This is a genomic window from Pseudomonadota bacterium, from assembly GCA_016719885.1.
Lineage (GTDB): Bacteria > Pseudomonadota > Gammaproteobacteria.
Window position 1 is genome coordinate 336,590 of sequence record JADJYF010000026.1, and the last position, 11,902, is coordinate 348,491.

Below are 11,902 nucleotides of genomic sequence, written 5' to 3' on the forward strand. Positions count from 1 at the left end.
CGGCACCGTGCGTGACGGCATTGCAGTGGCCCGCAAAGGCAAGCCGGCGGTCGCCATCGTGACCAGCAAATTCCGCGTGCAGGGCGATTTCGTGGCGGGCGCCGAAGGCATGCCCGACATTCCGCGCGTGGAAGTGCCGCACCCGGTGGCGGGCAGCGGCGCCGACGCGATGATGCGGACCGCCAACGCGGTCGCGGCCGAAATCATCCGCCGGCTGCGTGAAGCATGAGCGCCATGCTGAGCGCCGCCGATCTCGACGCCGCGCAGGAGCTGCTGCACGCGCAGGGCCTCACGGATGGCCTGCCGGTGATCGTGCCGACCGTGGACAAGGTCGCGCGCATGGTGCTGGCCAGCGGTCTCGACGCCGACATCGTGCTCGGCGAAATGGGGCCGGCCTACGGCGTGGCCACGGTGGAGAAAGTCGCGGTGGCGGCGGTCATGGCGGGCTGCGTGCCCGACGCCATGCCGGTGGTGGTGGCGGCGGTGCGCGCGGTCTGCCAGGACGCCTTCGATCTCACCGAAATGCAATGCACCACCCACTGCATCGCGCCGCTCGTCATCGTCAACGGTCCGGCGCGCATGAACTGCGGCGGCTTCGCCGCGGGCTTCGGCCTGATGGGCCCGGGCCATCGCGCCAACGCCACGCTCGGGCGCGCACTGCGCCTGGCGATGATGAACATCGGCGGCGCGCGGCCCGGCGTATCCGACATGGCCATCCACGGCTCTCCCGCCAAGTTCACGTTCTGCATTGCCGAGGACGAAGAGGCCTCACCGTTTCCGCCGCTGCATACCAGCGTTGGTTTCGATGTAAGCGACAGCGTGGTGACGGTGGTCGGCGTCGACAGTCCCCATTCGACCTTCTTCACCGGCGACGCCGACGACCCGGCCTCCGCCGAAGCGCTGCTCGACACCTTGGCCGCGGTGATCGCGAGCCCCGGCAACAACAATTCCCAGCTCGGCGGCAAGTCCGCGGTGGTGGTGGTCTTGAATCCCGATCACGCCGAGGTCTTGAGGCGCAATCACTACGACCGCGCGCGCATCCAGCAAACCCTGGCCCAACGCGCCGTCACGCCGCGCGAGTTGCTCATCCGTCTCAACCCGAAAATGCTGGTGGGCAAGGAAGAGCTCATCCCGGCGGTGCGCAAGCCGGCCAACATCCACGTGCTGGTGGCGGGCGGACCGGGCCTGTACTCGATGGTCATGCCGTCGTGGTGCGCCGGCCCCCACGGCAACATCGCCGTGCACCAGAAGGTGGAGACATCACAGTACTGCGAGCTGCCGACAGCCTCGTCATAGGTGCGAATGCATTCGCACATTCAATCAACGGCGCAATGAACGTGTGACAGGATTCGCACCCACGCCCATCACGAACACAAGACGCCGTCATGCACCCCGCGATGAACACCAGCGAAATCTTCCTCATCGCGATGATCATCATCTTCTCCATGCCCTTCCTGGTGTGGCGCCTCGGCCGTACCGACTATTACGCGCCGCTGGTGGTGGTGCAGATCATTGCCGGCATCCTGCTCGGGCCGGGCGTGCTCGGCGCGCTCTTCCCCGGCTACTACAGCTTCGTGTTCAACCCACAGGTGATCGGCGCGCTGAACGGCATCGCGTGGTGGGCGGTGATGATCTTCGTGTGGATAGCGGGCATCGAACTCGATCTGCGCCAGGCGTGGAGCAACCGGCGCGAGAGCGGTATCACCGCCGGCATGGCGCTGTCGGTGCCCTTGCTGTTCGGCTGCGTGGCGGCGCTCGGCCTGCTTGAATTCCCGGGCTGGATGGGCGACCGCGCGCACACCTGGCAATTCGTGCTCGGCATCGGCATGGCCTGCGCCGTCACCGCCCTGCCCATCCTGATCCTGCTGATGGAAAAGCTCGAGATCCTGCGCCAGCCCATCGGTCAGCGCATCCTGCGTTACGCGAGCCTCGACGACATTGCCATCTGGGGCGTGCTGGCGCTGATCCTCATGGATTGGCAGCGTGTCGGGCGCCAATTGGGTTTCCTGCTGGTGTTCGCGATTGCGGCGTGGTTGTTCCGGCGCCTGATGGTCAAGCTCGAGGAGAAGGACCGCTGGTATGTCGGTCTCATGTGGCTCGGCATTTCGGGCTTCGGCGCCGACTGGTCGGGCCTGCATTTCATGGTCGGCGCGTTCCTGTCCGGCGCGGTGATGGACACCGACTGGTTCACGCTCGAAGACATGGACGCCCTGCGCCACAACGTGCTGCTGGTGTTGATGCCGGTGTTCTTCTTAAGCACCGGCCTGCGTACCGGCTGGAGCATGGGCGGCAGCGCGGTATTCGTGGCGGCCGCCGCGCTGCTCGTGGCCTCGGTCGGCGGCAAGCTGCTGGGCGTGCACTTGGCGGGCAAGCTGCTCGGCTGGCAGCCGGGCGAAGCGAGTCTCATCGGCTGGCTGCTGCAGACCAAGGCCCTCATCATGATCATTTTCTCGAACGTCCTGCTCGACAAGCAGATCATCACCAGCACCACTTTCACGGCGCTGTTGCTGATGGCGGTCGGCAGCACCATGCTGACCATTCCGGTGGTGGCGCCCAAGCTCAAGCGCATGGCCGGCATCACGCTGCGCTCGAGTTGAGCACGCGCGTGGCCGGCTACTTGGAAAAATTCCGCGGCACCGATTCCATCGCGCCGCCGCGCCCGCCGCTCACCAAAATCGCGGTGGCGGGCGTGGGCGCGGCGCTCGGCGTCGCGCTGCTCGCCATGCTGGAGCAGGGTTATGGCCTGGCCTTGCTGCTGGGCTCGTTCGGCTCGTCCTCGGCGATGCTGTTCGCCTATCCCGAAATCGCCTTCGCACAACCACGCAACGTGATCGGCGGCCATTTGCTGTGCTCACTGGTGGGGCTGGTGGCGCTGGCGGTGTGCGGACCGCAGTTGGCGTGGGTGGGCCCGGCGGTGGGCGTGGCGGTGATGCTCATGATGCTGACGCGCACCCTGCATCCGCCGGCGGCTTCCAACGCGGTGATCATCTACCTTACGCGACCGGGTTGGGACTTCCTGTGGTTTCCGACCTTGAGCGGCGCGCTGCTGCTGGTGCTGGTGGCGCTGCTCTACAACAACGCCTTCCGTTCGCGGCATTATCCGCGCTACTGGTAGCGCGCCAGAGTTCAGGAAGCTCTGAATAAGCGTAGCGAGCATGCTCGCGCGCTAGGAGCCGCGCAGCGAGCGACGAGACATATCAGATAGATAGGCGAGGAGCGAGCGAGCACGCGACACCGCGCCCGAGCAGCGCAGTAGCTTATTCAGAGCTTCCTTCAGTCGAGCCGCACCAGGCGCTCGGTCTTCAAGGGGTCGCGTTCGCCGAGGAACAGTTCCAGCCAGGTGATGGGCTTGCCGGGCGCGCCCTGCGCTTCTTCCATCACCAGCCACGCTTCGAGGATGAACTTCAAGGGATAGCCATCCATGGCCTGCATGATCAGCCATGCCCGCGCGCGCTTGGAACCCGGCACGAAGGGTTTGTCGGGCTGACGGACCACGTGCACTCGCGTCTCCAACGAGAACCTGTTGGCTTTGGGCATCAAGTGAACTGCTCCATCAGTCGCACGGCGAGGCAGCGACGACACGTCAACGGGAGGCCGCCCGGCCTCTTCCCCCAGTTTCAACGCGGGCGAGCGGCCCGCGCGCCGGCGAGTTTAACCCGCGACCGCGGTACACGCGGCGTCCGCCGTTCACGATGCCTGCTTGTCCGCGCGCCGAACAGCGACGCCCGCCGGTCGATCGCCCCCCACCGTGATGCGATGCATGCGACGGAATTCAGGGTAGTAGTCGCCGGTCGCGTAGTGCTGCGTGGCGCGGTTGTCCCACATCGCCACGTCGTTGGCGCACCATTTGAGCCGCACCTGGTACTCCGGCTTGAGGAGATGTTCGAACAGGTGACGCAGCAGCGCGTCGGATTCCTTCTTCGACAGTTCCACGATGCGACTGGTGAAGGTCGGGTTGACGTAGAGCAGGCGCCGGCCGGTGACCGGGTGCACCACCACCAGCGGGTGCACCACCGGCGGCGTTTCCTCGCGCGCACGGCGTAGCCTTTCGGCGCCATCGGCCTTGGCGCCGAGGTAGCCACCATAAGCCTGCAGGAAATCATGCTCGGCGCTGAGTCCGCACAGGAAGTCGGCGAGCGCCGGCGACAGTCCTTCGTAGGCCGCGTAGGCGCTCAACCACAGCGTATCGCCGCCGCGCGGCGGAATGTGCCGCGCGTACAGCACCGCCGCCATCGACGGCAGCGGCCGGTAGCTGACATCGGAATGCCAGGAATCACTGATGGGCGGACGCGCCGCGTCGTGTTCCAGCACCGAGATCTCGGCGTGACCGTCGAGCGGCGTGAACACCTCGTGCACTTCCATGCGCCCGAAGCGCCCGGCAAACGCCATGTGTTGCTCGGGCGTCAGCGCCTGGTCGTGAAAGAACAGCACCAGGTGTTCGTGCAGCGCGCGCTTCAAGCGTGCGAACAGCGCGTCGTCGACGCGTGCGAGATCGACGCCTGCCACGTCCGCGCCGATGGCGGCGGTGCGCGGCTGGATTTCAAGTAGCCCTTCGCTCATTACTTCCACTCCCGGCGCGGCGTGCGCGCCATCAATCACTCAAGCGTTCGAGTTCCTGGCCGCGGCTTTCACTGACCGCGTACAGGATCACCGGCAGACACAGCAGTGGCACCAGCGCCACCAGCGCCACCGCCTGGCCCACGCTGCCCAACCATGCCGACAGCGCGCCGACCACCGCCGGCGCGATCGCCATGCCGGTGCGCCCCAGGAGGTTGTTGACCAGCGCATTGGCGGTGGCGCGCTGCTCGGTCGGAAAAATCTCGCTGGTGATGGTGGCGGCCACCGGCCACAGCGCATGCATGCCGAGCACCACCACGTAGGCGACGGTGATCATGGTGGCATCATGCGACGTGAAGCAAATCCACGCGGCGAGCGCGCCGGTGACGAAGAACAGGCTGGCGGTGACGCGTCGGCCGATGAGGTCGAGCAGCGCGCCGCCACAGGCATAACCAATGATGGCGAGGCTGTAGCCCAGGGTCAGCGCGTGCCCGACCTCGGCCGCCGTCCAATGTCGTTCATTGGTCACGTAGTAGGAAAAGAAGAACAGGCAGCTCGAACTCCAGGCGTTGACGGCGAACCACAGCGAGGCGCCGGCCACCACCCGCAGGCGGTAACGCGAACGCCACAGCGCGACAAATGCACCGAACAAGGCCGCCAGCGATGCACCGCGCGCGGCCGTACCCTGGGCGGCGTAACGGCGCGTCTCGCGCAGCCACGGCCAGCACAACACCAGCACCGGCAACACCACGCCACCGAACAGGTAGAGCGCGCGCCAGCCGAGCTCACCGCCCGACAGGTAGGGATGCAATGCCGAGCCCAAGATGCCGCCGGCCAGGCTCAGGGCGAACATGAAGGTCACCGCCGCGCCGCGCCAGCGCGCCGGCATCTCCTCGGTGAGGATGATGGCGCCGACGCCTATTTCGGTGACCATGAACATGCGCGCCAGGAATTGCCACAGCACGAAATCCTCGAGACGGGTCGAGAACGCCGACAGCAGCGTGAACACCGTGTAACCGGCGATGGCCCACAGGAACACGCGGCGCCGACCGTAGCTGTCGGCCAGGCGCACCGGCAGGAAGGCGACGATGGTGCCGACGTTGATGAGTCCCACCGCCTTGCCAAGCACCGCGGCGTCGACGCCGAACTCCTTGCCCAGCGCCGGCAGCGCCAGGTTGATGATGAGCAGGTCGTAGCCCTCGAACAGCGTCACGAAACCAATGAAGGCCAACAGCCCGACGAGGTAGCCGCGCGCGCCATGCGCGTCGGCCAGTTCGTCGGACGTGATGGCCATGGGCTCAGTGCTGGTCCGGCGCGAAACGCTCGTAGGCCTTGTCCGGCGCCGGCACCTCGGGCAGCTTGCCGTCGTCGGCCGGCAGCTTCACCTCGGTGTCGAACGCCACGTGATCGCCGAAATACATCACGTGCTGCTGGTACTTCTGCACCATCGCCGGCGTCAGTTCCAGCACGCCGCTGTCGAGCCGCGTGTGTTCGTGCTTGGCCACCCACTTGTCCGCCGATTCGAGACCCAGCGCGCCGGGGATGTGCACGCCCTTGATGTAGTAGTGGCTGGGAATGACGATGCGCGCGCCGCTCTTCTGCATCACCACGTCCGCCCATTTCTGCGACAGGATGTGACCTTCATCGCTGACCGCGAGGATCGCGACATCGACCTTGCCAATCTTTTCCCACACGCGCTCCGGCGGATTCTGGCGGTTGTCGCCCCAGTGCAGGATGCGCAGGCCGCCGGTCTCGATCACGTACAGGCTGTTGTCCCATTGCAGCGTTTCGTTGGGCGGACAGGGGTCTTGATCGATGAAGAACTTGACCAGCTTGCGATAGGGAATATCGCCCTGGGTCTCGCACACGTGCTTGTCGGCGATGCCGGTGATCTTGACGTCACCGAGCGTGAATTCGCCGGCCATGCGGTCCAGCACCTGGTCGGCCTGCACGCGTTCGATGGCGTCATGATCGAAATGCGCGTGGGTGACGAGCGCCACGTCGGTGCGCACTATCGGCATCTCGCGCATGTACCAGGGCGGATACATGCCGACGATGTCGTTGCGCCACGGGTCGACGAACACCTTCACGCCCTTGGGCGATTCGATCTGCACCGCCATGTTGCCGTAGTAGGACAAGGTCACCTTGACGGCGTCCTTGCGTGTACCGCCGTAGACCTGGATGGCGATGGTGCGATCGTTGTTGTACCTGTCGAGCTGCGCGGTACCGCCGTGGGTGCCGTGCGCAACGACGGATTGCGCCGCGACGAGGCCGCACGCGACGAGCGCCGCGCGGCAGGCGTGGAATAACTTCATGGTGCTTTCTCTCCCCTCGTGTGTGACGGCGCCAGTGCCGTGTCGCCGGGTTGCGCGGGCCGCCGGCGGTCGGCCATGAAGCCGTCACGGTTCGGCATGCGCAGCGCGGCGAGACGCTGGCGGTCGAGGACCGTATCCTGCGGCACGATGCCGTTCGCCGCCAGCAGAAACGCCGTGAGCGCGTAGACTTCGTCATCCGTGAGTGAACCCGGCGCCATGAACGGCATGGCGCGACGGATGTAATCGAACACGGTGGTGGCGTAAGGCCAATAGCTGCCGATGGTCTGCAGCGGATGATCGCCGGCGAGCGAACCTTGGCCACCCACCAGCACCGGGTCGGGCCCTTCGGTGCCGCGGGCGCCATGGCAGGCGGCGCACTGCCGCGCGAAGAGCGCGGCGCCGGCCGCCACGCTGCCGCTGCCCGGCGGCAGCTCGGCGCCATCGGCGCCAATCGCGGTATCCGCATCGCGCAGCGTCGCGGCGCTCGGCGCGTGACCGAGACCCAGTCCTTGCGCCTGCGCTTCGCAGTACGCGCACAGCAGCAACAACAGCAGGCAGATGCGCTCACGCATTGTGCGCACTGCCGTCAGCGTCGACACGCCATTGTTGAATGGCGTTGTAGTGATAGAAGGCATTCACACCGCGCGCCTCGACCAGCGCCGCGCGGGTCGGCTGCACGTCGCCCGTTTCGTCGGTGGCGCGACTCGCCAGCAGCGTCGGCCGCCCATCGAAGCGCCACGGCAACGAGAAGCGCGTATGGCACACCGGCAACACTGGTCCGTGCAGCGTCGCGTCCTGCCAGTGCGCGCCGCCATCGGTGCTGACTTCGACGCGCGTCACGCGCCCGCGCCCCGACCAGGCGAGGCCGCGGATCTCCTGGAAGCCTTGCGCCAGCGGCGCGCGTCCCGGCGACGGCGAGGTGATCACCGATTTCACATCCATCGCCAGCGTGAACGCCTCGGCGCGACCATCGGGCATGAGATCGGTGTACTTGGAAGTCTCTTCGCGGCTGTAGACCGCGGCGCGGGTAAGCTTGATGCGCCGCAGCCACTTCACGCTGATGCTGCCCTCGTAGCCCGGCACCAGCAGTCGCAAGGGATAGCCCTGTTCGGGACGCAGGGCTTCGCCGTTCTGGCCGTAGGCCAGCAAGGTATCGTCCAGCGCCTTGGCCAGCGGCACGCTGCGTGTGAGCCGCGCCGCATCGCTGCCTTCGGCCACCAGCCACTGCGCGTCCGCCATCACGCCGCACTCGGCCAACAGGTCGGCCAGCCGCACACCGCTCCAGGCGCTGCAGGAAGTCAGCCCATGGGTCTGCTGCACGTCGGCGCCGCCCGGCCCGCGCCATTCGCGGTAACTGTTGCCCGAACATTCGATGAAGCAGATGCGCTCGGTGGCAGGGAAACGTTTCAAATCGTCCAGTGTGAATTCCAAGGGCCGCCGCACCAGGCCGTGCACGAGCAGACTGAAGTTCGCCGGTTCGATGTCCGGCACGCCGGCGTGATGACGTTCGTAATGCAGCGCGGACGGCGTGATGACGCCGAGTTGATCGGCCAGCGGCGACCACGATGCGGTGCTCGACAGATAGCGAGCCGGCGTCAGCCAACGCTGGCTGGTTTCGAAGCGCGCACGCTGGCCGTAGCCGCTGACCGGCAGGCCGGGACTGCGGACCGCGGCAGCCGCGCTCGCGCCCGCGCCCAACAGGCTCGCGGCGAGTCCACTGCCGGTGACGAGGAAACGACGACGGGATCTGGATAGCACGGCGGTCTCCGCAAGAGCGCTCGGCGATTGCCATCGCGTCGCGGCAATCGGACCGTGCTCCAGGGGCACTCCTGGCGGATGCGCTCGTCACTCCACGCTCGTCCCCTGAGCACCAGCACGTGTCGGTCGCTACTGTACGGCATCCGTCGCGAACCGACACCGCGCGATAGGTGGTAACGCGACCGTCATGGCGGCCTCCAGATCGTTCAGGCCGGCGTCGACAACGCGCCGCTCCGTTGGCGTGTTCGCGGCCATCGGAGCCAGGCCTGCGCCGCACGCAAATTTAATCTGGGCCCCCGCGCGTGCGCGTGACATGCATGCCGCCTCACTTCGCCGGGTGATGGACGCTGAAGGCGCGCGATTTCTGCACGCGGAATTCCTTGCCCCCGGCGCGGCCCTCGATGAACTCATCGACGGCTTGGCCTCGACGATCGCGATCCCGCCGACGCGGACGTCTACGACTCGGCGGTATGGGAGGCCGCACGCTGGGCCATCGCCGACGCCGGCGACAGGCAGGCCGGTGCCATTCTCAAAGGCGCCAACAGTCCAGGCGACAGCGACAGCATCGCGTCGATGGTGGGTGCGGTGGTGGGAGCGCGATGTGGTCTGGCGTCGTTACCCGGGAATTGGGTGCGCGACGTCTGGCTCTCAGCGGAAATGTTGGACTTGGCCCGCGCGATCGCGGCCGTCGCATCATCTTGAATGGCGGAGAGGGTGGGATTTGAACCCACGAAGGATTTTAACCCTTGCCGGTTTTCAAGACCGGTGCAATCAACCGCTCTGCCACCTCTCCGGAGGCCGGCAGTTTAGCAAAGGTCGAGGGCATTGGGGTTGCGGCTGCGGCCTCGGTGACCGTGCCAGGTGTAGGTGCGAATGAATTCGCACCTACACGGAGTGCAGCAGCATGGTCGCGATGCCGAGGAAAGAGAAGAAACCCGACACGTCGGTGACGGTGGTCAGCACGATGGACGAGGACTGCGCCGGGTCCTGCCTGAGCTTGGTCAGGGCCAGCGGAATGGCCGCGCCCGACAGGCCGGCGATCACCATCGACAGCACCATCGAGATACCGATGATGGCGGACAGGGTTTTCGAGCGGCTCCACAGGTACACACCGGCGCTGGTGGTGAGCGCGATGGCGATGCCGTTGATGAGCGCGGCGAAGAATTCCTTGCCGACCACCTTGCGCCAGTGCGAGGCGTTGATTTCACGCAGCGCGAGGCCCCGGATGACGACCGCCAGGGCCTGCGCGCCGGTGTTGCCGGATTGTCCGGCCACCACCGGCAACAGCACCGCGAGCTGCGCGTTGCTGGCGATGGTGTCTTCGAACACGCCGACCACGGCCGCCGCCATGAAGGCCGTGACCAGGTTGATCTGCAGCCACGGCAGGCGCTTGCGCACGGCGAAGGCTGGCGGCGACAGCGCGCTCTCTTCCTTGCTGGCGCCGAAGATGGTCTGCAGGTCGACCGAGGCCTCGGCGCGGGTGGCCGCCACCAGCGAGTCGTAACGCACGACGCCGATCAGGCGGCCGATGCTGTCCACCACCGGCAGGCTGCTCAGGCCGTGGCGGTCGATCAAATCGACCACTTCCTCGTTGCTCATGGTGACCTGCGCGACGGCCGGTACCGGCCGTGCGTACTGACCAAGGGTGTCGTCCTCCTGCGCCAGGATCATGTCCTGGGCTTCGACGATGCCAGTCAGACGCCCCTGATCATCGACCAGGTAGAACAGCCGCCGCCCGGCGGAGCGGCCCGGCACCGGCGCGACCTGGCGCACGCGCGCGATCGCTTCACCGACACGCGTGGATCCGCGCAGATGCCAGACCCGCGGGTCCATGATGGCGCCGGCGCTGCCGGGCGGAAAACTCATCACGAGATCGATGAGGGCGCGCGCCTCGTCGCTCACCGCCGCCAGCAGCCGTGCCCGATCGTCTTCGTCCAGGCGCACGATGATTGCCGCCGCGCGTGACGGATCGATACTGCCCAGCACCTGCGCGCTGTCGGCCACCGCGAGTTCGGCGAGACAGCGTTGCGCCACGGCCGGTGCCAGGCGCTCCCACACCGGGGCGGCTGTCGGCCCCGCGTGCATCGCGAGGATGCGGGCGCCTTCCTGGGGCGTGCGCCGTTCGAGCTCCGCTGCTGCCAGCGCCGGCAACATGCGCGGCAAATCGCGCTCCAGCTCGACTGCGACCGGATCGGTGGAGGCATTCATGAGTGACATCCCCTGGAACGTTCGGATGCTCGTACCCAGCGCACGAGGCAAAGGGGTATTTAGGCCGCAATGACGCGCAATGTCCATGCTTGTGGCCATCGGACCGCGAACGTCTGGCGCGCGCGACGGTCACACTCATCGTATTACCACCGCGTCGCTACACCCACGAAGCGTACGGGAATGGTTGTAATTTGATCGGGCGGCCCTATCATCGGGTCGAACCGACGATCGACCGACGGCGCACCAAGGCCGAAAGGCGACCGCAGTATCAAACAGGAGCATCATCATGCCGACTCAAATCGCCAGCATTAGCACCGCCTCGTCGGCGGTGACCAGTACCAACAAGCTCATTCGCAATACCTACACGCTGTTGGCCATGACCCTGCTATTCAGCGCGGTGACCGCCAGCCTGTCGGTGATGTTGCGCATGCCACCCATCACCTACCTGGTGTCGGTCGGCATCTCGATCGCGCTCATGTGGCTGGTGCTGCCGCGCACCGCCAATTCGGCCAGTGGCATAGGTGTGGTGTTCGCCATCACCGGCCTGCTCGGCTTTGCACTGGGGCCGATACTCGCCATGTACCTCAAGCTGCCCCACGGCCCGCAGCTGGTGGCGACCGCATTGGGCGGCACCGGCGTGATTTTCCTAGGCCTGTCCGGCTACGCGCTGACCACGCGCCGCAATTTCAACTTCATGGGCGGCTTCCTGTTCGTCGGCATGCTGGTGGTGCTGGGCGCGTCGCTGGCCAACATCTTCCTGGCCATGCCGGCGATGTCGCTGGCGGTGTCGGCGGCGGTGGTGATGTTGATGTGCGGCTTCATCCTGTTCGATACCAGCCGCATGATCCACGGCGGTACCGACAACTACATCGTCGCCACCGTCGGCCTGTACATGAACATCTTCAACCTGTTCATCAGCCTGCTGCAGCTGCTGGGCTTCGCCAGGGACGAGTGAGCTGCTTGGGCGACGGGTGCGCAGGCATTCGCGCATTGAAAGCGGGGCCCGGTATGGGGCCTCGCGATTCGATGGGCGAGTGAATTCGCACCTAGAGTGTCGCCTGAAT

The 11,902-nt window shown here is 66.4% G+C and carries 13 protein-coding genes and 1 tRNA gene; 6 read left to right on the top strand and 8 right to left on the bottom strand.

Features of this window, described 5'->3' with window-relative positions; all coding sequences use genetic code 11:
- The first annotated feature begins 7 nt into the window (after positions 1-7).
- The 4 genes from IPM80_22255 (at position 8) to IPM80_22270 (ending at position 3,115) form a co-directional block, all read left to right on the top strand.
- The gene (locus IPM80_22255; GenBank protein MBK8961069.1) at positions 8-229 is read left to right on the top strand and encodes a hypothetical protein; all 222 of its coding nucleotides are present in this window, start codon (positions 8-10) and stop codon (positions 227-229) included.
- Positions 226-1,296: a hypothetical protein gene (locus IPM80_22260; GenBank protein MBK8961070.1), complete on the top strand. Its 1,071-nt coding sequence runs from the start codon at positions 226-228 to the stop codon at positions 1,294-1,296. Before IPM80_22255 ends, IPM80_22260 begins: the two co-directional genes overlap by 4 nt.
- An 89-nt stretch (positions 1,297-1,385) precedes the next feature.
- Positions 1,386-2,597, top strand: a complete 1,212-nt coding sequence (locus tag IPM80_22265; protein MBK8961071.1) for a cation:proton antiporter — start codon at positions 1,386-1,388, stop codon at positions 2,595-2,597.
- An 8-nt stretch (positions 2,598-2,605) separates the two neighbouring features.
- A complete protein-coding gene (locus tag IPM80_22270) occupies positions 2,606-3,115 on the top strand; it encodes an HPP family protein (GenBank protein ID MBK8961072.1) in 510 nt (169 codons plus the stop codon).
- 158 nt (positions 3,116-3,273) lie between these two features.
- On the opposite strand, the gene IPM80_22275 is transcribed toward IPM80_22270, so the two are convergent.
- The 6 genes from IPM80_22275 to soxC all read right to left on the bottom strand — a co-directional run bounded on the left by IPM80_22275 (position 3,274) and on the right by soxC (position 8,630).
- A complete protein-coding gene (locus IPM80_22275) occupies positions 3,274-3,537 on the bottom strand; it encodes a hypothetical protein (protein ID MBK8961073.1) in 264 nt (87 codons plus the stop codon).
- Positions 3,538-3,687: 150 nt separating this feature from the next.
- Complete coding sequence (locus tag IPM80_22280) at positions 3,688-4,560, bottom strand: TauD/TfdA family dioxygenase (protein ID MBK8961074.1); 873 nt, start codon at positions 4,558-4,560, stop codon at positions 3,688-3,690.
- 31 nt (positions 4,561-4,591) lie between these two features.
- Positions 4,592-5,851 (bottom strand): MFS transporter, encoded by a 1,260-nt coding sequence (locus IPM80_22285; protein ID MBK8961075.1) that lies wholly within the window; start codon positions 5,849-5,851, stop codon positions 4,592-4,594.
- A 4-nt stretch (positions 5,852-5,855) separates the two neighbouring features.
- Positions 5,856-6,872 carry an MBL fold metallo-hydrolase gene (locus IPM80_22290; GenBank protein ID MBK8961076.1) on the bottom strand — a complete coding sequence of 339 codons (1,017 nt, stop codon included), beginning with the start codon at positions 6,870-6,872 and terminating at the stop codon, positions 5,856-5,858.
- Positions 6,869-7,444 (bottom strand): cytochrome c, encoded by a 576-nt coding sequence (locus IPM80_22295; protein MBK8961077.1) that lies wholly within the window; start codon positions 7,442-7,444, stop codon positions 6,869-6,871. Before IPM80_22295 ends, IPM80_22290 begins: the two co-directional genes overlap by 4 nt.
- The gene (gene soxC / locus IPM80_22300) at positions 7,437-8,630 is read right to left on the bottom strand and encodes a sulfite dehydrogenase (GenBank protein MBK8961078.1); all 1,194 of its coding nucleotides are present in this window, start codon (positions 8,628-8,630) and stop codon (positions 7,437-7,439) included. The genes IPM80_22295 and soxC overlap by 8 nt, the downstream gene beginning before the upstream one ends.
- Before the next feature lie 492 nt (positions 8,631-9,122).
- On the opposite strand from soxC, the gene IPM80_22305 reads away from it, so the two are divergent.
- A complete protein-coding gene (locus IPM80_22305; GenBank protein ID MBK8961079.1) occupies positions 9,123-9,332 on the top strand; it encodes an ADP-ribosylglycohydrolase family protein in 210 nt (69 codons plus the stop codon).
- Between the two features lies 1 nt (position 9,333).
- Here the strand turns inward: IPM80_22305 and IPM80_22310 are convergent.
- Positions 9,334-9,423: transfer RNA gene (locus tag IPM80_22310), tRNA-Ser, on the bottom strand.
- A gap of 92 nt (positions 9,424-9,515) precedes the next feature.
- Positions 9,516-10,838 (bottom strand): magnesium transporter, encoded by a 1,323-nt coding sequence (gene mgtE / locus IPM80_22315; protein MBK8961080.1) that lies wholly within the window; start codon positions 10,836-10,838, stop codon positions 9,516-9,518.
- A gap of 286 nt (positions 10,839-11,124) precedes the next feature.
- Between mgtE and IPM80_22320 the strand changes: the two genes are divergently transcribed.
- Positions 11,125-11,793, top strand: a complete 669-nt coding sequence (locus IPM80_22320; GenBank protein MBK8961081.1) for a Bax inhibitor-1/YccA family protein — start codon at positions 11,125-11,127, stop codon at positions 11,791-11,793.
- The last annotated feature ends 109 nt before the right edge of the window (positions 11,794-11,902 follow it).